The following is a 19694-nucleotide window of genomic DNA, read 5'->3' as shown; positions in this document are numbered from 1 at the left end:
GGCTCAGGCCAGGCCCGCCGCGATCGCGCGGCGCACCGCGTCCGCCCGGTCCCGGATGCCCGCCTTGGCGAACAGGTTGTTGATGTGCGTCTTGACCGTGGCCTCGCTGATGAACAGCTTCTCCGCGATGGCCCGGTTCGGCAGGCCCTGGCCGATGAGGGTGAGGACCTCGCGCTCGCGGGGTGTGAGGTCGGCGGGGAGCGACCCGGGGTCCGGCGCGGCCGGGCGGGCCGTCCTGACCGTGGCGAGCAGCCGGTCCTGGACCTCGCGGTCGAGCACGGACTGCCCGGCGGCGGCCGCCCGGATGGCCCGGACGATGTCCTGGCGCCCGGCGTTCTTCGTGAGGTAGCCGCGGGCCCCGGCGCTCAGCGCGGCGAGGATCGAGTCGTCGTCGGCGAAGGTGGTCAGCACCACGACCGCGACCTCCGGATGCTCCTCGCTCAGCCGCCGGGTCGCCTCCGTGCCGTCCATGACCGGCATCCGCAGGTCCATGAGGACGACGTCGACCGGGCCCGCGCCGTCGACCGCCGCGAGGACCTCCGTGCCGTCGGCGGCCGCCGCGACCACCTCGATGCCCTCGGTCAGGCCGAGCACCGCGGCGAGGGGCTCCCGTACGGCGGCCTGGTCGTCGGCGACGACCACCCGCAACTGGCCGCCCCCCGCTGCCTGTTCACCCGCTCCGGCTTCGCTCATTCCGGGATCACCGCCTCCACCTGCCATCCGCCCTGGTCCGGCCCCTCGACGACAGGGCCCGCCGTGATGGTGCCACCCAGCAGGGCGACGCGCTCGCGCATACCGATCAGCCCCATGCCGCTGCCGCCGCCGGTGGCGCCCTCGCGTGTGCCGGGGCGGTTGACGACCCGCAGCGTGGTCGACGCGGCGGCGAACTCCAGCTCCACCCGGACCTCGCCGCCGGGCGCGTACCGGGCCGCGTTCGTCAGCGCCTCCTGGGCGATCCGCAGCAGGTTCTGCGTCACGCGTGCGGGCACCTCGCGGACGGTCCCCGTGACGGTGAGCGCGTCCCGGTGGCCGGACGACTCGACCATCGCCGTCAGGCTCTCGACCAGCGGCAGGGCGTCCTCGCGCAGCGCGTGCACCGTCCACTGCGCCTGTTTCAGGCTCTCCTTGACCATGCTGTGCGCCTTGTCGTTGGCCTCGCGGACCCGGTCCAGGTCGCCGGTGTCGAGGAGGGCGTCGGCGAGTTCCAGCTGCATGTTGATCCCGGCGAGCGAGTGCGCGAGGACGTCGTGCACGTCCCGGGCGATCCGGCCGCGCTCGGTGAGGACGGCGGTACGGGCCTCGGCCCGCGCGGCGCGCTCGGCGGACTCGGCCGCGTCGATCGCCGCCCGGATCGCGCGGTGGCGGCTGCGGTTGACGACGCCGATCACGACGGGGACGCCGGTCACGAGTCCGACGACGTACGGCAGTTCCTGGTAGCCGGGGCCGATCCGGAGGAACAGGACGCCGCCGCACAGCAGACTGCACCCCAGCGCGAGGAGCAGGGCCGGGCGGATCTCCAGTCGGTATCCGGCGTGCCCGGCGAGGAAGAAGGCGAAGAGGTAGGCCGTGCCGGTGGAGCTGACGCCGATCAGGGCGGCCGCCGCGACGACGCCGAGCGCCAGCCAGACCAGGGCGAGCCGCGGGGGCACCTTGGCCTCGGGCAGCCGACGGGCGAGCAGGGCCAGGCAGTTGACGACGAAGAGGGCGGTGACCGCGAGGCCGCGCCCGCTGAACCCCATGGGCCGGATCGTGAGCGCTCCGACGACGACGACCGCGAGCGTCGCGACCCACTGCGTACGGAGGTCCTGGCCCGGGAGCGGGCGCGGGCCCGCGCCCGTGGGCGGGGTCGCCCCGGGCGGCGGATCGGTCTCGGTTGCGGGCACGGCCGCACCATAACGCATGGTCAGCGGGTGTGGTCGAGGACGGGCGCGGGCGTCGCGGGCACGTCGGCGGCCTGGGCCGCGCGACCCCGTACGCCCCGGCTCCGTACGAAGATCGTGGCGAGGCGGGTGACCACCTCGGTGAGCGCCATCAGGACGAACGCCGCGACCCAGGCTTGGTCGCCGGTGATGTGGTGGGTGACGCTGAAGCGGGCCACGTCGTCGGCGCCGCCGTGCTCGACCCAGAGCTGGAACCCCATCCGGGCGCCCATGCCCAGCACCCACAGGGTCGCCGAGACGGCCCCGGCCTTGATCAGCAGGTGCTCGCCCGACGTCCGTATGCGGGTGAAGATCCCGCCGGCGACGCCGAGCGCCGCGCCGACCGCGACCAGCGTGCCGATCAGGACGAGATCGTTGCCGCCGGTCGGGACGGTGTCGAGGTAGGAGTGGGCCACGAAGGCCACGATGCCCAGCGGGATCAGGAAGGACCTGAGGTCCAGACGGCCTTCCCGGAGCTGGCGGAAGACGATGAGGAGGAGCGCGATGTCGGTGATCCACTCGGTCGTTGTCATGCCCCCAAGCCTGCTGCGGCGGGGCCTGCGATGCCTGGACCTACGGGTGGAACAACGGGTGGAGATGGCCCCCGGCGGGCACTAGCCGCGCCCCTCTCACGGTGCCACGGTGCGGGCAGGAGGTGGACTCCATGGCGCAGACGCACGAGTGGATGTTCTACGAGGTCATGTGGCGCGGGTTCGCCGGCCGGGCGCAGGTGCCGTACCCGGTGCCGTGGTGGGCGCAGGCGGCGATGCGGCGGTGGAGCGACGACTTTGACGCGGGGACGTACGACTGCAAGGAGGCGGCGTTCGCCTCGAACGCGCTGTACCGGTACTGGGGCATGGTCGGGGTGAAGGACCACCGGCAGGAGTCCCTGGTCGGGCAGGCCGGGGAGATCGAGCCGGTCTACGACAAGTACTGCCTGTCGTTCTTCCTGTTCGACCCGGCGACGGGCGCCCTGCACCTGCCGCAGCTCATGGACGGCGGGACGGTGCGGCAGCGGATGGAGGCCCCGCACCTGCCGGTCGTGCTGACGACGTTCCGCACGGCGGACGGGGTGGAGTTCGTGCAGCGGACGTTCGCGGTGCCGGTCGGGGCGCGGCAGCGGGACGCGGTGGTGACCCGTCTGACCGTGGGCTCGCCGACGGGGCGGGCGCGCGAGGGCCTGGTGTGCGCGGCGGTGATGCCGGCCGGGCCGAGCGGCTTCCAGCGCCACGACCGCAACGGGCGCGAGATCACCGACCGCCGTCTGACGTTCCTGCGGTACCTGCCGGGTGAGCGGCGGGTGGAGACGAACAGCGGCTGGGGCCCGGTCTTCGACACGGCGCCCGACGGCTACGGCGTGTACGGCAACCCGGACTTCAGCACGGACCCGGAGGTGTACGTGCGGCACAACCCGTTCCACGACCTGGCGACGGCCGGGAAGCTGAACGGGGCGGCGGAGGCGCAGGACCAGGTGGCCGGGTTGTGCAGCGCCGTGTTCACCTGGCCGTACCGGGTGGTCGAGGACGAGCTGAGGGAGATCGACGTACGGCTCCCCGTCGACCTGTACAGCGGCTCCGACGACCTGGCCGAGCTGCGGGCGACACCCGCCGACGAACTGGAGGGCAACAACCGGGACTTCTGGTCGGAGAAGCTGCTCCGGCAGGGCGTGCAGCCCCAGCTCCCGCGCCCGGTCTCCCACTTGGCGGACCTGTTCCGGCAGGCGCGCTCCGAGCTGCTCATCCTCTCCGACCTCGGGGAGATCCATCCGGGCCCGACCGTCTACGACTCGTTCTGGATCCGGGACTCGTCGGTGGAGGCGACGGCGTGCTCGCTCGTCGGCGACACGGCGCTCGCCGGGCACCAGCTCGGCACGCACTACCCGCTGAGGTTCAACCGGGGCGGCGGACGGATCGGGCCGTGCGCCGCGTACGGGTTCTACGGCGGCCCGCACGAGCGGGACGACCGCGAGTGGGACAGCAACGGGCAGGCGCTGTGGGCGCTCGGCCGCTTCGACCGGACCTCCGGCCGGGCCGCCGCGTTCGGCGCCCGGCTCTACACCCCGTACGTGCTCGACGGCGCGCGCTGGCTGCGGGACAACCGGGACGGCTACGGGCTGCTGCACAGCGGCTGGAGCGCGGAGCACCTCGGCGAGCGGGACAAGCCGCACTACTGGGACGACCTGTGGGGGCTCGCCGGGCTCTACGAGGCGGCGCGGCTCGCGGAGCGGATCGGCGCGCCCGAGGCGGGCGAGCTGTGGGGCGCCTTCGACGACCTGAAGGCGGCCACCGCCGCGTCGATGCGCTGGGTCCTCGCCGAGCAGCGGCGGCGCGGCGCCTGGGAGACGTATCTGCCGACGGGCCCCGCCGACGTGGGCCGGCTCGACTCGACGATGATCGGCGCGGCGGCGTACTTCCATCCGCTGCGCCTGCACATGGGCAGCAAGCTCGGCGACGACATCGACCTGGCCGCCCGCCACACCCTGGACACGATGTACGCGCACTTCGTGACGGGCGGCTTCCGGCACGAGGCGGCGTGGAACGCGTACGGGCCGTACCTCACCATGCAGCTCGCGCACGCCTACCTGCTGGCGGGGAACCCCGGGCGGGCCGACGAGTTGCTCGGCTGGGTCGTGGACGCGGCGTTCCCGCACTCCCAGGACCGGGCGGTGGCGCTCGGCGCGTGGAACGAGCAGCACGCCTTCCCCGTCGCGTCGGACTTCCGGGAGGTACCGGCCCGGCACTGGTACATGGGCGACATCCCGCACGGCTGGGCCGCGGCCGAGTATCTGCTGCTGCTCCGCGACATCCTGTTCTTCGAGGCGGACGAGGACCGCGACCCGCATCTCTACATCGCCCCGGGGGTGCGCCCGCACTGGCTGCGGGACGCGCAGCCCGTGGCGGTCGAGAACGCGCCGACGCTGTTCGGCCGGCCGTTCGGCTACCGGCTCACGCACGAGGCGGCGGCGAAACGGGTGCGCGTGCGGATCGGCTCGGCGCCGCACGGCGTGCGGTTCGTCTACCCGTGCCGCTTCGGCCCGGTGCGCTCGGCGGTCGCGGACGGCCGGAACCTGGACGTCGGCGGCTCCGGCGACGACGTCCACGTGCCCGCGGGGACGCGGGAGTTCACGGTGACCTACGCCTGAGGAGGTGTGCGCCGCAGGTGGTGGCGCTCCTTCTCGGAGAGGCCGCCCCAGACGCCGAAGCGCTCGTCGTGGCTGAGGGCGTACTCCAGGCAGGCGGGACGGATCTCGCACATCCGGCAGATCAGCTTGGCCTCGCGGACGGAGCTGCCCGGCTCGGGGAAGAAGAAGTCCCCGCCGGTCTGGGCGCACAGGGCCTGCTCCTGCCAGGCGGGAGCCGTGGGTGTGAGGGTCGTGTTCGCGTACATGGTGACGAGGGTGCCGCCCGGCGAAAAACGCGGGATCAACGAACGATCAACGCGGCTCGCCGGACGGCCGGGCGTGTGCCCCGACTATGTCTGGTTCGGATCGCCCTTGATCACGGCGAACACGGCCCCGTGCGGGTCGGTGAGCGTGGCGAAGCGGCCCACCCCGGCCATGCTCTCCGGCGCGGAGCGCACCGTGCCGCCCAGCTTCCGGGCCGCCGCGGCGGCCGCGTCGACGTCCGGCACGTGGATGTACGGCGTCCAGTGCGGGCCGAGCTCCGCCTCGCCCGGCTCGGTCCCCAGCGGGGCGATGCCGCCGAACATGGCGTTCTCGTCCGTGCCCGCCGGGTTGACCGTGGTGTAGGTGCCGCCCGGGAACGGCACGTCGAACGTGTCCCAGTCGAGGACCGCGTTGTAGAACTCCTTCGCGGCGCCCGCGTCGGTGGTGTGCAACTCCACCCAGTTCAGCCCGCCGTCCTGCGTCACGTGCTCGAAGCCCTTGTGGCGCCGGGGCTGCCAGATGCCGAACGCCGCGCCCGCCGGGTCGGCCAGGATCGCCATGCGGCCCTGGTCGAGCACGTCCATCGGGCGCAGGTACACGGTCGCGCCCGCCTGCTCGGCGGCCTTGACCGCCGCGTCCGCGTCCGCGCTGCGGAAGTACACCGTCCACCCCGGCGCGCCCTGGTCGGCGGTGACGGTCATGGCGCCCGCCACCTTCCTCCCGTCGAGCGTGAACATGCCGTACCCGCCCGTCTCGGCGCCGCCCGGCCGGAACTCCCAGCCGAAGACACCGCCGTAGAAGGCGGTCGAGGCGTCCAGGTCGGGGGTGGCGAGGTCCAGCCAGTTCGGCGCACCGTTCACGGAATCGGTCGTGATCATGGTGGTGCCCTCCTCGTCGAGGGATCTCTCGTCGGGTTTCCTTGCGGACTGCCGAGTCTTGCACCGCCCACTGACAATCCTCTCCGCACGCCGCTGACCAGGCAAGGTACGGACCAATGGCCGCGCGGACCCCTCACGTTCAACCCTTGAACGGACTCAACCGTCGGGAGCGCTCCCTGACATAAGTCTTGACGATTGCATGACCTCTCGCCACAGTGGGCCTCCCCCACAGTGGGTCCCCACAGTCAACCCCCCACAGCTCAGGAGTGCGATCGTGATATCGCGCAGGATGTTCCTCGCCGGCGCCGGAGCGACCGTCGCCACGGCCGCCGCCTCTCTCACCGTCCCCGCCTGGACCGCGGGCGCCGCGCCCGCCACCTGTGAACTGGCCCTCGTCAACAAGTCGTTGCCGGGCACCGTGCGCGCCTACGTCACCGGGCACGAGCAGTCCACCGGCAACTGGGTGCTGCTGCGCGCCGACGGCAGCGTCTACCGGCCCGCCTCGCCGAGCGCCCCGCAGACCCCCCTGCCCGTGGACTGCGCGATCCCGCTGAACCCGGCGGGCGCCGCGCCGAAGGTGGTGACGCTGCCTCAGATGTTCGGAGCCCGCGTCTACTTCGTCCGCGACAACACGCTCGACTTCTTCCTGAACCCGGGCCCCGGCCTCGTCGAACCGGCGTTCGCGACACCGGCCGACAAGAACTACAACAAGACCTGGTCGTTCTGCGAGTTCACCTTCAACTCGCAGCAGCTGTACGCCAACATCAGCTACGTCGACCTCGTGACGGCCCTGCCCATCGGGCTGAAGCTGGAGGGCGACACCACGCACACCGTCGCCCCGCTGCCGGACGGCGCCGTGGAGAAGATCGCCGCCGACCTCACCGCGCAGGCCGCCAAGGACGGGCAGCCCTGGGACAAGCTCGTCATCAGGGGCGGCGACGGCAAGGTCCTGCGGGTGATCTCCCCGCAGAACCTCATGGCGCCCTACTTCGACCGGCCCGACCAGATGCCGTTCCGCGACGTGTGGAACGGCTACATCGACCGGGTCTGGGACAAGTACCGCTCCACCGACCTGAGGATCGACCTCCAGGGCGGCCGGGGCGTCTTCACCGGCCGGGTCAGCGGCAACACCCTCACCTTCAACGGCGGCCACACCTTCACCAAGCCGACCTCGAAGGACATCTTCACCTGCAACCACGGCCCGTTCACCAACAACCCGGCCGACTCCGACGACAAGAAGGCGCTGCTCGCCCGTCTCGCCGCCGGATTCAACCGCAGCATCATGCTGACCCACCCCACCCAGCCGAACGGGGCGGGCACCGGCGACTACTACAAGGACGCCACGACCAACCACTGGGCCCGCGTCGTCCACGCCAACTCCCCCATCGGGTACGCCTTCCCCTATGACGACGTACGCCCCGACGGCCAGCCGGACGTCTCCGGCGCGGCGAACGACGGCAACCCGCGCCGCTTCACGGTGAGCGTCGGCTCCTGACCCTCCTCGCCTCGCGGCGCCCTCGCGGATCAGGCCGACGGCCTCCGCGAGGGCGCCCCCGGCGTCAGTGGTGCGGCGCGTCGTACGCCGGGATCGAGCCGTCCGCCTTCCTCACCAGGAACAACCCCGCCATCCCCATGTCCGAGTGGCTCTGCACATGGCAGTGGTACATCCAGGCGCCCGCGCCCACCCCCTCCCCCGCGATGATCTGGAAGCCGAAGGAGTCGGCCGGGCCGCAGATCTTGTTGTCCAGGATCTGGGTGGGGTCGTCGGGGCCGGTGAGCATGCCGGTGCGGTTGTCGGCCCAGCGGTGACCGTGCATGTGGAACGTGTGGTAGTACTCGCCGTGCGTGATCATGACGATCTCGACGCGGTCCCCGACCGTCGCCTCGAAGTTCGGCGCCTCGTGCATTCCCTTGTTGTTGATCGTCATGTCGTTGAAGACGATGGTGAACGTCTTGCCCGGGTCGGGCAGGATGTCACCCTTGCGCCGCACGATCACGGGCCCGTACAGGCCCTTCTTGATACCGCCCGTGCCGTGGTCCGTGCCGACGACATGGTCGTGGTAGTGCCAGTAGCCCGCCGAACCGGCCCGCCACGTCCCGTCCTTGCGGCGGCCCGGGGCGTGTGTGCGCCAGGTGTAGGTGCGGGTGCCGCCGGGCTCGACGTGGCTGCGGTTCATCCGCGTGCCGTCGCTGGAGATCTCGTAGTCCACGCCGTGCGCGTGCAGGCTCGCGTCGACGTCGGTGAGGTTGTGGAACTCGATGTGCGCGGTGTCGCCCTCGTTCAGCTCGATGAGCGGGCCGGGGATCGACGCCTTGCCCTTCTCGAAGCCGTAGCCGAGCTGGCCGTCGGCGAGCTTCTCCGCGTACAGGGTGAAGCGGCGCACCTCGCCGCCCGCCGGGGCCGTGCGGGGCGGGGTGTCGGCGCCCGCCGCCGTCGGGGCCGAGGCCGCGATCGACAACGATGTCACACCCGCCGTCGCCGCCACCGCCCCGCCGATCAGCATCCGGCGGCTCAGGGCGCGCCGGTCCTGGTCACTCGCCCGGGACGGCTCGTTCGCCCCGTGCACTTCGTCGCGGTCTGTCGTCACAGCCAACTCCCCACCCTCGTACGGGCTTTTCTGTCGCAGTGAGCGTCGCGCTTCGCACGGTAGCCAGGTGATCTTCGTTTATCCACACTCAGGACAAAGTTTGTGGAATCCCGGTCATACCTATTGGCGAACCGCGCAAAGAGGTCTAGCTTTCACCGCGCTGTCCGTGTCCTATGAGGAGTGGGTGAGCACATGCGGCGGTTACCGCATCAGAAGCCGTTGCCCGTACGGGAGTTCAGAGCGAGCAGGAGCAGACGCGGTCGCCTGTGGGCGGTCGGCGTCGCGGCGGGCGCCCTCGGCGCCGGGCTGCTGAGCGGACCCGCCGCCAGCGCGCGCCCGGCCCCGGACCTGTCCCTGACAACGATGTCCATCAAGTCGCCGCCCGGCGCCGCGTCCCCGCGCGTCCTCGTCTTCTACGGGTCCGCGGCCGGCGGCGACGAGTCGCCCACGGTCAACGCGGGCATCGAGGCGATCGAGAAGATCGGCCAGTCCGGACCCGTGGGCCAGCAGTTCACGATCACGGCGACCGACGACGCCTCCGTGTTCACGAACGAGAAGAAGCTGGGCCGGTTCAACTCGATCGTCTTCCTGACCGGGGGCGGGGATGTTCTCGACCCCGACCAGGAGGCCGGTCTCGAGGCGTACATGGAGGCCGGTGGCGGCTTCGTCGGCATCCACGACGCGGCGCGCGCCGAACCGTACTCCGACTGGTTCACCGGGCTGATCGGGGCGCGGCCCGCCGTCTCCTCGCCGACGGCCGTGCAGCGCGCGACCGTCGAGGTCGGCGACCGGCAGAACCCGGCGACGAAGAATTTGCCGGTGCAGTGGAAGCGCCCCGACCAGTGGCTGAACTGGGTGAAGAACCCGTCCGGGGACGTGCACACGGTCGCGCGGGTCAACGAGACCACGTACAAGCCGGGCGACAGCGCGAACGGCGCCGACCACCCCGTCTCGTGGTGCCGTGACTACGACGGCGGGCGCTCCTTCTACACCGGGATGGGCGGCACCGTCGCCTCGTACGACGAGACGGACTTCCGCGACCACCTGCGCGGGGCGCTGCTGTGGACGTCGCGGATCGTGCGTGCCGACTGCAAGGCCGCGATCAATGCCAACTACAAGGCGGAGCGGCTGACCCAGCCCAACAAGGCGGGCCAGAACGACCAGATCGGCGAGCCGCACGGGCTCGTCGCCGCGCCCGACGGGCGGATCTTCTACATCGGCCGCGGCGGCGCCGACTCCTCGCAGCCGGTGATCACCGACTGGAACAACCCGGACGTCGGCAAGGGCACCGGGCAGATCCACGTCTACGACCCGAAGACCAAGAAGGTGACCCTCGCGGGCGCCCTCACCGTCTTCGGCAACAAGGGCGGCGGTGACGAGCTGGTCAAGGTCGAGGAAGGGCTCCTCGGCATCGAGCTGGACCCGAGGTTCGAGCAGAACGGGTGGGTGTACCTGCACTACACGCCGCACTCGGGGCTCGACCGGGACAAGCAGTTGGCCGAGCGCCGGGTCTCCCGGTTCACGCTCGACCTGGCCACCAACAAGCTGGACATGAGCAGCGAGAAGGTGCTGCTCAAGTGGCCCGTCCAGGTCCACAGTTGCTGCCACGCGGGCGGCGGGATGGCCTGGGACTCCAAGGGCAACCTGTACATCGCGACCGGTGACAACAACTCCTCGCAGTTCAGCGACGGGTACTCGGGCAACAACCCGCAGCCGAACTACAAGGGCGTCTCCTTCGCCGACGCGCGCCGCACCGCAGGCAACACCAACAACCTCAACGGCAAGATCCTGCGCATCCACCCGGAGGCCGACGGCACGTACACCCTGCCGGAGGGCAACCTCTTCACCGGCAAGGAGACCGCCGAGGGCGGCGGCAAGACGCGCGGCGAGATCTATGTGATGGGTGTCCGCAACCCGGCGCGCATCTCCGTCGACAAGAAGACCGACACGCTGTACGCGGGCTGGGTCGGCCCGGACGCCGGCGCGCCGTCGACGACCTGGGGCCCGGCCAAGTACGACCAGTTCGCCGTCATCACCAAGGCGTCCAACCGGGGCTGGCCGTACTGCATGGGCAACAAGCAGCCCTACCGCGACCGCAATCTGCCGGACCCGACGAAGCCGCTCGGCTGGTACGACTGCGACCACCCGAAGAACGAGTCGCCGAACAACGACGGTCTCGTCAACCTGCCGCCGGTCACCGGCAACAACATCTGGTACTCGCCGCAGGGCGGCGCCCCGGACTTCCCGCGCGACGCCAACGGCGTCCCGTCGTACAAGCAGTCCGAGGCCAAGTACCTGCTTCCGTGGCTGAAGGGTGGCGGCCAGGCCGCGATGGACGGTCCCGTCTACCGCTACGACGCGTCGATCCCGAACGCGGACAAGTGGCCGAGCTACTGGGACGGCAAGTGGTTCGTCGGTGACTTCTACGACGCCGACCAGCCGCGCAACGCCGTTCTCACCGACCCGAAGACGCACGGGGAGGGGTCGATCCCGGTCCACTCCGAGTCGTTGAAGAAGATCATTCCGGTCGGCAACGACGGCATCAAGAACCTCATGGACTGGAAGTTCGGTCCCGACGGTGCTCTGTACGTCCTCGACTACGGGCGCGGCTTCTTCACCTCCGACTCCAAGTCGGCGCTGTGGAAGGTCACGTACACCGGCGGCGAGGCGACTCCGGCGGCCGACCAGCTGGTCGGGAAGGGCTGATCCCTCATGCGAACACCTCCATACGCACTGCGCAGACACAGGGTGCTGACCGCTCTGCTCGCCGCCGTCCTCATGTGCCTCGGGCTCGGCGCACTGCCCGCCGCCACGGCGGCCCCGGCGGCCTCGAATGCAGGGGCAGCGGCCGAGCAGGTGCTGACCTGGACGGCCGGTGACGACATCACGAAGTACACGTCGGCGCCGCAGACGGCGGTCGCGGGCAAGGCGACGATCGTCTTCGAGAACAGCGCGGCGACCGGCAACACGATGGGGATGCCGCACACGCTGACGTTCGACGTGTCGGACCCCGAGTACAACAACGACGTGCCGCTCAACATCATGGCCAACCCCAACGACGACCAGGGCGGCAAGCACACCGCCGAGGTCACCCTCTCCCCCGGCAAGTACCGCTACCACTGCACGATCCCCGGCCACCTCTCCATGCAGGGTGTGCTGGTGGTGACGGACGGCGGTGGCGGAGACGACACCACCGCGCCGGAGACGTCGGCGAAGGCGGAGGGGCAGACCAACGCGGACGGCGCGTTCGTCGGCTCCGCGTCGGTCACCGTGACCGCGACCGACGCGGGCTCGGGCGTCGACCGCATCGAGTACGCGCTCGACGGCGGCGCCTACACGCCCTACACGGCGCCCGTCGTCGTGAACCAGGTCGGCGCGCACACCCTGACGTACAAGGCGACCGACAAGGCGGGCAACGCCTCCGAGGAGAAGTCCCTGGCCTTCACGGTGGTCGCACCCGACACGAACGACACGACGGCGCCGGAGACCTCGGCGACCGTGACCGGTGACAAGGACGCCTCCGGCGCGTACGTCGGCATGGCGACGGTGACGGTATCCGCCTCGGACACCGGCTCCGGTGTCAACACGGTGGAGTACGCGGTCGGCGCCGACGGCGCCTGGCAGCCGTACACCGCGCCGGTCATGGTCCACGACCCGGGCACGTACAAGGTGCGCTACCGGGCCACGGACAAGGCGGGCAACCGGGCGGCCGAGAAGTCCGTCGACTTCACGGTCGTGGCGCCGCCCGCCCAGGACACGACGGCGCCGACGGTGTCCCTTTCGGTCACCGGGAACAAGAACTCCGACGGCGCGTACATCAACAACGCGAAGCTGACCGTGACGGCGACGGACGACGAATCCGGCGTCGAGAAGATCGAGTACTCGCTCGACGGCGGGCCCTACCTCGCCTACACCGCCCCCGTGGTGGTGGACCGGGTCGGCGCGCACTCCGTCTCCTACCGCGCGACCGACAAGGCAGGGAACGCCTCGCAGGCGCAGCTCTTCGTCTTCGCGGTCGCCTCGGGCGGTGGCGTCCCCGCGCCGAACTGCCCGGAGTACGACGAGCGGACGACGGTGTTCGTGGGCACCACCGACACGGGCATCCCGAACCGGGTCACCAACAACCGCTGCCGCATCGGTGAGCTGATCGAGGACGAGAAGGACTGGTCGTCGCACGCGCTGTTCGTCAAGCACGTGAAGACGGTCACCGACAGGCTCCTCAAGGACGGCGCCATCGACCAGCGCGAGTACAACAAGATCAACAAGGCGGCGAAGCAGTCCGAGATCGGCAAGCCGGGCCAGACCGACGGCTACACCAAGATCCTGGACGGCTCGCAGGAGCAGTTCGCGAAGTGGGAGCAGGTCGGCGGCGGCAGGTTCACGCTCAACGCCGACGGGTCGATCACCAGCAGCAGGACGGTGGACGGCATGGGCATGCTCTGGTTCCCGCAGCGCAAGTACGCGAACTACTCGCTGAAGCTCCAGTGGCGCGACGACGCCCCGGGCACCGGCAACGCCAACGGCGGTGTCTTCGTCCGCTTCCCGTGGGTCCACGACCACCCGGAGGAGTCCCGCCCCGAGTGGGTCGCCATCAAGTACGGGCATGAGATCCAGGTCCTCGACCGGCCCGACGGCGACATGTACAAGACCGGTTCGGTCTACGGCTTCGACCGGGTCGGCCTCGCGGGCGCGGGCGTCACCCAGAAGGGCACGTGGAACGATTACGAGGTCAAGGTGGTCGACCAGCACTACTCGATCTACCGCAACGGTGTGCTGCTCAACGAGTTCGACAACACCAGCGGCCAGGTCTTCGAGCCGCCCCGGTCGGACGACCCGGGCACCGACGGCCGGCGCTACTCCTCCGGCTACATCGGGCTCCAGGTGCACAGCACGTCGGACGTCGTCTCGTACCGGGACGTCCGTGTGAAGGAACTGCCGTAGCCACGGCGGGTACGTGAACCGAGCCGGGTCAGTCCTCGTGTCTGGCCCGGCTCGGCTGTACGCGCTTCGGCTCGCCCGGCATCTTCGGGTACTCGGGCGGGTACGGCAGGTCGCCGTGGCCGCGCTCGCGCTCGTCGTGGTTGGCGAGTTCGAGGAGCGCCTCAAGGGAGTGGTGCTCGTCGTCCATGCCCGCGTGCAGGTCGCCGACCTCGGCGAACCGCTTGGGCATGGTGACGATGTCGAAGTCGCGCGGCTCGGCGTCGTCCAGCTCGTCCCAGGTCAGCGGGGCGGAGACGGGCGCGTGCGGGCGGGCGCGGACGGAGTAGGCGGAGGCGATGGTGCGGTCCCGGGCCGTCTGGTTGTAGTCCACGAAGATCTTCTGGCCGCGCTCCTCCTTCCACCAGGCGGTGGTGACGGCCTGCGGCATCCGGCGCTCCAGCTCCCTCCCGACCGCGATGGCGGCGCGGCGCACCTGGGTGAAGGTCCAGCGCGGCTCGATGGGCACGAAGACGTGCAGGCCGCGCCCGCCGGAGGTCTTGGGCCAGCCGCGCAGGCCGCCGAACTCGTCGAGGACGGCGCGGAGTTCGTGGGCGGCGCGCACGGCGTCGGCGTAGTCGGTGCCGGGCTGCGGGTCGAGGTCGATGCGGAGTTCGTCGGGGTGGTCGAGGTCGCCGCGCCGCACCGGCCAGGGGTGGAAGGTGAGGGTGCCGTACTGGGCGGCCCAGAGCACGGCGCCGACCTCGGTGGGGCACATCTCGGCGGCGGTGCGCCCGGAGGGGAAGGCGATGGTGGCGGTCGGCGTCCAGTCGGGCAGGTTCTTCGGGGCGCGCTTCTGGAAGAAGGACTCGCCGGTGACGCCTTCCGGGTAGCGCTCCAGGGTGGTGGGCCGGTCGCGCAGGGCGCGCAGGATGCCGTCGCCGACGGACAGGAAGTACCGCGCTACGTCCAGCTTCGTGTACCCCGACGCGCCGCCCTCAGGGAAGTACACCTTGTCGGGGCTGGACAGCCGCACCGTCCGCCCGCCCGCTTCCAGCTCCACCGCCGCGCCCTTGCTGACCATGGACCCACGCTAGGCGGAGGGGACGTAAACCGCATACCGGGCGCTAACTGTTCATATAGCAGCAGGCGGGCATACGGGACAGAATCGGCGTCATGGATCTTCCCGTCATGCCGCCGGTCCGCCCGATGCTCGCCAAGTCCGCCGCCAAGCTGCCCGCCGGGATGCACTACGAGGCGAAGTGGGACGGGTTTCGCGCGATCGTCTTCCGCGACGGCCCGGAGATCGAGCTGGGCAGCCGCTCCACCAAGTCGTTGACCAGGTACTTTCCCGAGCTGGTGGCGGCGCTCGCCGAGCGGCTTCCGCAGCGGTGCGTGCTCGACGGGGAGATCGTCGTCGCGCGGGACGGGCGGCTCGACTTCGACGCGCTCAGCGAGCGCATCCACCCGGCGGCGTCCCGCGTGAAGACCCTGTCCGAGCGCACCCCGGCGTCCTTCGTCGCCTTCGACGTCCTGGCCCTCGGCGACGAGTCCCTGATGGGCGCGCCGCTCACCGAGCGCAGGCGGCGCCTGGAGGAGGCGCTCGCGGACACCTCGCCGCCGCTCCATGTGGCGCCCGCGACGACCGACGCCGACCTTGCGGGGCGCTGGTTCGACCAGTTCGAGGGCGCGGGGCTCGACGGCATCGTGGCCAAGCCCCTCGACCTGCGCTACCGCCCCGACGAACGCGCCATGATCAAGGTGAAGCACGAGCGGACGGCGGACTGCGTCGTCGCCGGGTACCGCCTCCACAAGAGTGGCCCGGTCGTCGGCTCCCTCCTGCTCGGGCTCTACGACGACGCGGGCACGCTCCAGCACGTCGGGGTCTGCGCGGCGTTCACGATGAAGCGCCGGGCCGAGCTGGTCGCGGAGCTGGAGCCGCTGCGCATGGACCCCGCCGACGACCACCCCTGGGCGGCGTGGACGGACGACGCGGCGCACGAGGCGTCCCGGATGCCGGGCGCGCCGAGCCGCTGGACCGGCAAGAAGGACATGTCGTGGGTGGCGCTGCGCCCCGAGCGGGTCGCGGAGGTGGCGTACGACCACATGGAGAACGGGGCGCGGTTCCGGCACACGGCCCGCTTCAAGCGCTGGCGCCCGGACCGGACCCCGGAGAGCTGTACGTACGCGCAACTGGAGGAGCCGGTGAAGTTCGACCTGGCGGACGTGCTGCGCTGACTTGGGGTGGCCCCCGGGCGGGTATGCAGGGGCCGTGGACGCGAACAGGATGGCGAGGCGCGGGTTCGTCGCGGGCGCGCTCGGGGTGGTCGTGGCGGCGTGCAAGCCCACGACACCGCCCGACGGGAACGGACCGGCGCGCGACTCGCCGCTCCTCGCGGTGAAGATCGACAACGTGGGCGCGGCCCGCCCGCAGACGGGCATCGACGCCGCCGACATCGTGTACGCCGAGCAGGTGGAGGGCGGTCTGAGCCGCCTGATGGCGGTGTTCGGCTCGAAGCTCCCGCCCGTGGTGGGGCCGGTGCGCAGCGCCCGCGAGACCGATCTGGAGCTGCTGCGCCAGTTCGAGCGCCCGACGCTCGCGTACTCCGGCGCCCAGGGCAGACTCCAGCCGCTGATCGACGCGGCACCGCTGCGGGCGATGCCGGCCGGGGCGAGCGGCGGCGCGTACTTCCGGGGCGGTGAGAAGCCCGCCCCGCACAATCTCTTCCTGCGCCCGGCGACGCTGGGCGGGCTCGCCACGGGGGCGGGCGCGGGGGAAGCGGCCGGTTTCCGGTTCGCGGCACGGGTGCCCGAGGGCGGGCGGCCGGAGACGGCGCGGACGGTGCGCTTCCCCTCGGCCCGGTTCACCTTCGACTGGTCCGCACAGCGCAGGCGCTGGCTGGTGAGCATGGACGGGAGCGCGGCGGTGACGGCGGGCGGGACGCGGCTCGCGGCGGCGACGGTCGTCGTGCAGTACGTCGACGTCCAGGACTCCCGCTTCCACGACAAGTTCGGCGCCACGTCGCCGCTGTCGCGCACCGTCGGCTCCGGGCGGGCCGTCGTGCTGCGGGACGGGCGGGCGTACGAGGCGCGGTGGCAGCGGCCGACGGCGACGGACGGCACGGCGTTCACGGCGGACGGTCAGCCGCTCGCGTTCGCGCCGGGGCAGGTGTGGGTGGTGTTCGCGAAGAGGTAGGCCCGAGGCGCTACACGTGGCTCTCCGCCGGGTTGCGCAGGCTCTCCGCCGCGTCCGCCACGCGCTGCATCAGATCGAAGAACATCGCCTGCTCGGCGCCGCTGAGCGGGGCCAGGAAGACCTGGTTCATGCGTGCGGTGCGGACGGTCAGCTTCTTGTGCGTGCGCGCGCCCTCCGGGGTCAGCCGCAGCAGCCAGCGGCGCCCGTCGCCCGGGTCCCGCTCCTTCTCAAGCAGCTCGCGCCGGGTGAGGCGGCTGATCACCTCGGCGATCGTGGACCGGTCGAGCCCGACGCGCTCGCCGACGGTGCGCTGGTCGAGCCCCGGCTCGGCGACGAGCGTGTTGAGGACCGCGAACTGCGGCGAGGTGATCTCTTCCGAGACCATCGTGTTCCACAGCAGGTGGTGCGCCTGCTGGAGTCGCCGGGCGAGGTGCCCGGGGTGGGTGGCCAGATCCACCGCGGCCATCTGCATCCCTCCGAACTGTGGGTGTACTGAGCGATCTTAGACCCTTGACGGGCCCGTGGGGCGATGGCAACGTGTGGGCCGTTCGACGAGGTACTCAGTGCGCTGAGCATTTCGCGAGACCTCCTCCCCAGACGAGAGAGACGGGCCGGCGGACATGGACAAGGTGATGGCCTCCGCCGCGCGGGCGGTCGCGGACATCGGGGACGGCGCGTCCCTGGCCGTCGGCGGCTTCGGCCTCAGCGGCGTGCCGAACGCACTGATCTCCGCGCTGCGCGAGCGGGGCACCACCGGTCTGTCCGTGGTGTCGAACAACTGCGGCGCCATGGAGTCGGGTCTCGCCGTCCTGCTCTCGGCGGGCCGCATCGCCCGGGTCACCGGCTCGTACATCGGCGCGAACAAGGAGTTCGCCCGGCAGTACCTGGCCGGTGAGATCGAGGTCGAGATGATCCCGCAGGGCACCCTCGCCGAGCGGCTGCGCGCGGGCGGCGCCGGGATCCCCGCGTTCTACACCCCGGCGGGCGTCGGCACCCAGGTCGCGGACGGCGGGCTGCCCTGGCGCTACGACGGCGCGGGCGGGGTCGCGAAGGCGTCGCCGCCCAAGGAGGTGCGGGAGTTCGACGGCACCGAGTACGTCCTCGAACACGCCATCCGCACCGACTTCGCCCTCGTACGGGCAGCCAAGGGCGACCGGCACGGGAACCTCGTCTTCAACAAGGCGGCCCGCAACTTCAACCCGCTCGCCGCGATGGCCGGAAGGATCACCGTCGCGGAGGTGGAGGAGCTGGTGGAGCCCGGCGGGATCGAGCCGGACGCGGTGCATCTGCCGGGGATCTTCGTGCAGCGGGTCGTGGCGCTCACACCCGAGCAGGCGGCCGACAAGGGCATCGAGAAGCGAACGGTGAGTGCCTGAGCATGGCGTGGACACGGGAGCAGATGGCCGCGCGCGCGGCGCGTGAGCTGCGCGACGGACAGTACGTGAACCTGGGCATCGGCCTGCCCACCCTCATCCCCAACCACCTCCCCGGCGACGTGGAAGTGATCCTGGAGTCCGAGAACGGCATCCTGGGCACCGGGCCGTACCCGGCCGAGGACGCCGTCGACCCGGACCTGATCAACGCGGGCAAGGAGACGGTCACCGTCCTGCCCGGCGCCGCGTTCTTCGACTCGGCGCTCTCCTTCGGGATGATCCGCGGCGGCCACATCGACGTCGCCGTGCTCGGCGCGATGCAGGTCTCCGCCCGCGGCGACCTCGCCAACTGGGCCGTGCCCGGCAAGATGATCACGGGGATCGGCGGGGCGATGGACCTCGTGCACGGCGCCCGTACGGTCCTCGTCACCATGGCACACACCGCGAAGGACGGCGCGCCGAAGCTCGTCGAGGAGTGCACGCTGCCGCTGACCGGCAAGGGCTGCGTGGACCGGGTCATCACCGACCTCGCCGTGCTCGACGTCACGGAACACGGCCTGGAACTGGTCGAGTTGGCGCCCGGCGTCGGCACCGCCGAGCTGCTCGCGAAGACGGCGGCGCCGGTCCGCGTCCCGGAAACCCGCAGGGAACGGTAGAGGACGATGGCTCTCACCCAGCACGACATCGACGCGGAGATGGCGGCCGCGCACGCCGCCTACGAGAAGCGGGTCGCCGAGGGCGCGCCCGTCGAGCACCATCCGCGCCGCGACTACGCCCCGTACCGCTCCTCCGTCCTGCGCCACCCCAAGCGGCCGCTCGTCGCCATCGACGTGTCCAAGGACCCCGAGCTGGTCGAGCTGGCGTCGCCCGCCTTCGGCGAACGGGACATCACCGAGACCGACAACGACCTGACCCGGCAGCACACCGGTGAACCCCTCGGCGAGCGCATCACCGTCTCCGGGCGCCTCCTCGACCGGGCCGGGCGCCCGGTGCGCGGCCAGCTCATCGAGGTCTGGCAGGCCAACTCCGCCGGGCGCTACGCCCACCAGCGCGAGCAGCACGCCGCGCCGCTCGACCCCAACTTCACGGGCGTCGGCCGCACCCTCACGGACGCCGAGGGCCGCTACCGCTTCACGACGATCCAGCCGGGCCCGTACCCGTGGGGCCAGCACGTCAACGCCTGGCGCCCGGCGCACATCCACTTCTCCGTCTTCGGCACGGCGTTCACACAGCGACTCGTGACGCAGATGTACTTCCCCGCCGACCCGCTCTTCCCCCACGACCCGATCATCCAGTCCGTCACCGACGACTCCGCGCGCCGGCGCCTCGTCGCGACGTACGACCACGACCTGTCCGTACCGGAGTTCTCGATGGGCTACCACTGGGACATCGTGCTCGACGGGCCGTCCGCCACGTGGCGCGAAGAAGGGCGCTGACC

General features: G+C 71.3%; 17 protein-coding genes. 9 read left to right on the top strand and 8 right to left on the bottom strand.

The window, feature by feature from the left end; genetic code table 11:
* Positions 1–3 precede the first annotated feature (3 nt).
* From ABZ877_RS30180 to ABZ877_RS30170, 3 genes are read right to left on the bottom strand one after another with little or no spacing between them, the layout of a single operon-like run.
* Positions 4–693, bottom strand: a complete 690-nt coding sequence (locus ABZ877_RS30180) for a response regulator transcription factor (RefSeq protein WP_361077384.1) — start codon at positions 691–693, stop codon at positions 4–6.
* Positions 690–1901, bottom strand: a complete 1212-nt coding sequence (locus ABZ877_RS30175) for a histidine kinase (RefSeq protein ID WP_361077381.1) — start codon at positions 1899–1901, stop codon at positions 690–692. Before ABZ877_RS30175 ends, ABZ877_RS30180 begins: the two co-directional genes overlap by 4 nt.
* A gap of 2 nt (positions 1902–1903) precedes the next feature.
* Positions 1904–2452, bottom strand: coding sequence for a hypothetical protein (locus ABZ877_RS30170; protein WP_361077378.1), 549 nt, complete (start codon positions 2450–2452; stop codon positions 1904–1906).
* A 131-nt stretch (positions 2453–2583) separates the two neighbouring features.
* On the opposite strand from ABZ877_RS30170, the gene ABZ877_RS30165 reads away from it, so the two are divergent.
* A complete protein-coding gene (locus ABZ877_RS30165; RefSeq protein WP_361077375.1) occupies positions 2584–5061 on the top strand; it encodes a hypothetical protein in 2478 nt (825 codons plus the stop codon).
* Here ABZ877_RS30165 and ABZ877_RS30160 read toward each other — a convergent pair.
* Both ABZ877_RS30160 and ABZ877_RS30155 read right to left on the bottom strand, forming a co-directional pair.
* On the bottom strand, positions 5052–5306 hold the full coding sequence (locus tag ABZ877_RS30160; RefSeq protein ID WP_361077372.1) for a WhiB family transcriptional regulator: 255 nt from the start codon (positions 5304–5306) through the stop codon (positions 5052–5054). The two genes, ABZ877_RS30165 and ABZ877_RS30160, sit on opposite strands and share 10 nt — an antisense overlap.
* A gap of 84 nt (positions 5307–5390) precedes the next feature.
* Complete coding sequence (locus tag ABZ877_RS30155) at positions 5391–6182, bottom strand: VOC family protein (protein WP_361077369.1); 792 nt, start codon at positions 6180–6182, stop codon at positions 5391–5393.
* 274 nt (positions 6183–6456) lie between these two features.
* Here ABZ877_RS30155 and ABZ877_RS30150 point away from each other — a divergent pair, with 274 nt between their 5' ends.
* A complete protein-coding gene (locus ABZ877_RS30150) occupies positions 6457–7677 on the top strand; it encodes a glycoside hydrolase family 64 protein (protein ID WP_361077366.1) in 1221 nt (406 codons plus the stop codon).
* Positions 7678–7741: 64 nt separating this feature from the next.
* Here ABZ877_RS30150 and ABZ877_RS30145 read toward each other — a convergent pair whose 3' ends face one another.
* A complete protein-coding gene (locus ABZ877_RS30145) occupies positions 7742–8686 on the bottom strand; it encodes a multicopper oxidase domain-containing protein (protein ID WP_361077463.1) in 945 nt (314 codons plus the stop codon).
* A gap of 276 nt (positions 8687–8962) precedes the next feature.
* Between ABZ877_RS30145 and ABZ877_RS30140 the strand changes: the two genes are divergently transcribed.
* Both ABZ877_RS30140 and ABZ877_RS30135 read left to right on the top strand, forming a co-directional pair.
* Positions 8963–11476, top strand: a complete 2514-nt coding sequence (locus ABZ877_RS30140) for a ThuA domain-containing protein (RefSeq protein ID WP_361077364.1) — start codon at positions 8963–8965, stop codon at positions 11474–11476.
* A 6-nt stretch (positions 11477–11482) separates the two neighbouring features.
* Positions 11483–13711 carry a family 16 glycoside hydrolase gene (locus ABZ877_RS30135; protein ID WP_361077362.1) on the top strand — a complete coding sequence of 743 codons (2229 nt, stop codon included), beginning with the start codon at positions 11483–11485 and terminating at the stop codon, positions 13709–13711.
* A gap of 28 nt (positions 13712–13739) precedes the next feature.
* Here the strand turns inward: ABZ877_RS30135 and ligD are convergent, their stop codons facing one another.
* On the bottom strand, positions 13740–14771 hold the full coding sequence (gene ligD, locus ABZ877_RS30130) for a non-homologous end-joining DNA ligase (protein ID WP_361077360.1): 1032 nt from the start codon (positions 14769–14771) through the stop codon (positions 13740–13742).
* Between the two features lie 92 nt (positions 14772–14863).
* Here ligD and ABZ877_RS30125 point away from each other — a divergent pair, with 92 nt between their 5' ends.
* Positions 14864–15925 carry an ATP-dependent DNA ligase gene (locus tag ABZ877_RS30125; RefSeq protein ID WP_361077357.1) on the top strand — a complete coding sequence of 354 codons (1062 nt, stop codon included), beginning with the start codon at positions 14864–14866 and terminating at the stop codon, positions 15923–15925.
* A 49-nt stretch (positions 15926–15974) separates the two neighbouring features.
* The gene (locus tag ABZ877_RS30120; protein WP_361077460.1) at positions 15975–16883 is read left to right on the top strand and encodes a DUF3048 domain-containing protein; all 909 of its coding nucleotides are present in this window, start codon (positions 15975–15977) and stop codon (positions 16881–16883) included.
* A 10-nt stretch (positions 16884–16893) separates the two neighbouring features.
* Here ABZ877_RS30120 and ABZ877_RS30115 read toward each other — a convergent pair whose 3' ends face one another.
* Entirely contained in the window at positions 16894–17349 is a 456-nt protein-coding gene (locus ABZ877_RS30115; protein ID WP_361077457.1) for a MarR family transcriptional regulator, read from the bottom strand.
* Positions 17350–17503: 154 nt separating this feature from the next.
* On the opposite strand from ABZ877_RS30115, the gene ABZ877_RS30110 reads away from it, so the two are divergent.
* Genes ABZ877_RS30110 through pcaH form a run of 3 tightly spaced genes read left to right on the top strand, consistent with a single transcriptional unit; the run spans position 17504 to position 19692 of the window.
* Positions 17504–18259: a CoA transferase subunit A gene (locus ABZ877_RS30110; protein ID WP_361077354.1), complete on the top strand. Its 756-nt coding sequence runs from the start codon at positions 17504–17506 to the stop codon at positions 18257–18259.
* Positions 18260–18261: 2 nt separating this feature from the next.
* Positions 18262–18912: a CoA transferase subunit B gene (locus ABZ877_RS30105; RefSeq protein ID WP_361077351.1), complete on the top strand. Its 651-nt coding sequence runs from the start codon at positions 18262–18264 to the stop codon at positions 18910–18912.
* Positions 18913–18918: 6 nt separating this feature from the next.
* Positions 18919–19692: a protocatechuate 3,4-dioxygenase subunit beta gene (gene pcaH, locus ABZ877_RS30100; protein WP_361077348.1), complete on the top strand. Its 774-nt coding sequence runs from the start codon at positions 18919–18921 to the stop codon at positions 19690–19692.
* The last annotated feature ends 2 nt before the right edge of the window (positions 19693–19694 follow it).

The sequence above is a fragment of the Streptomyces sp. NPDC046939 genome, from assembly GCF_040644575.1.
Taxonomy (GTDB): Bacteria; Actinomycetota; Actinomycetes; order Streptomycetales; family Streptomycetaceae; genus Streptomyces.
The sequence above is the reverse complement of the archived record's forward strand: the minus strand, read 5'-3'. Positions and strand labels throughout refer to the sequence as shown.

Bases quoted from the DNA above. Each gene is read 5' to 3' on its own strand.
- ABZ877_RS30135 (WP_361077362.1), top strand. From the start codon at position 11,483: ATGCGAACACCTCCATACGCACTGCGCAGACACAGGGTGCTGACCGCT.
- ABZ877_RS30120 (WP_361077460.1), top strand. From the start codon at position 15,975: ATGGCGAGGCGCGGGTTCGTCGCGGGCGCGCTCGGGGTGGTCGTGGCG.
- pcaH (WP_361077348.1), top strand. From the start codon at position 18,919: ATGGCTCTCACCCAGCACGACATCGACGCGGAGATGGCGGCCGCGCAC.
- ABZ877_RS30145 (WP_361077463.1), bottom strand. From the start codon at position 8,686: ATGCTGATCGGCGGGGCGGTGGCGGCGACGGCGGGTGTGACATCGTTG.
- ABZ877_RS30160 (WP_361077372.1), bottom strand. From the start codon at position 5,306: ATGTACGCGAACACGACCCTCACACCCACGGCTCCCGCCTGGCAGGAG.
- ABZ877_RS30110 (WP_361077354.1), top strand. From the start codon at position 17,504: ATGGACAAGGTGATGGCCTCCGCCGCGCGGGCGGTCGCGGACATCGGG.
- ABZ877_RS30105 (WP_361077351.1), top strand. From the start codon at position 18,262: ATGGCGTGGACACGGGAGCAGATGGCCGCGCGCGCGGCGCGTGAGCTG.
- ABZ877_RS30140 (WP_361077364.1), top strand. From the start codon at position 8,963: ATGCGGCGGTTACCGCATCAGAAGCCGTTGCCCGTACGGGAGTTCAGA.
- ABZ877_RS30175 (WP_361077381.1), bottom strand. From the start codon at position 1,901: ATGCGTTATGGTGCGGCCGTGCCCGCAACCGAGACCGATCCGCCGCCC.
- ABZ877_RS30115 (WP_361077457.1), bottom strand. From the start codon at position 17,349: ATGGCCGCGGTGGATCTGGCCACCCACCCCGGGCACCTCGCCCGGCGA.
- ABZ877_RS30170 (WP_361077378.1), bottom strand. From the start codon at position 2,452: ATGACAACGACCGAGTGGATCACCGACATCGCGCTCCTCCTCATCGTC.
- ABZ877_RS30165 (WP_361077375.1), top strand. From the start codon at position 2,584: ATGGCGCAGACGCACGAGTGGATGTTCTACGAGGTCATGTGGCGCGGG.
- ABZ877_RS30125 (WP_361077357.1), top strand. From the start codon at position 14,864: ATGGATCTTCCCGTCATGCCGCCGGTCCGCCCGATGCTCGCCAAGTCC.
- ligD (WP_361077360.1), bottom strand. From the start codon at position 14,771: ATGGTCAGCAAGGGCGCGGCGGTGGAGCTGGAAGCGGGCGGGCGGACG.
- ABZ877_RS30180 (WP_361077384.1), bottom strand. From the start codon at position 693: ATGAGCGAAGCCGGAGCGGGTGAACAGGCAGCGGGGGGCGGCCAGTTG.
- ABZ877_RS30155 (WP_361077369.1), bottom strand. From the start codon at position 6,182: ATGATCACGACCGATTCCGTGAACGGTGCGCCGAACTGGCTGGACCTC.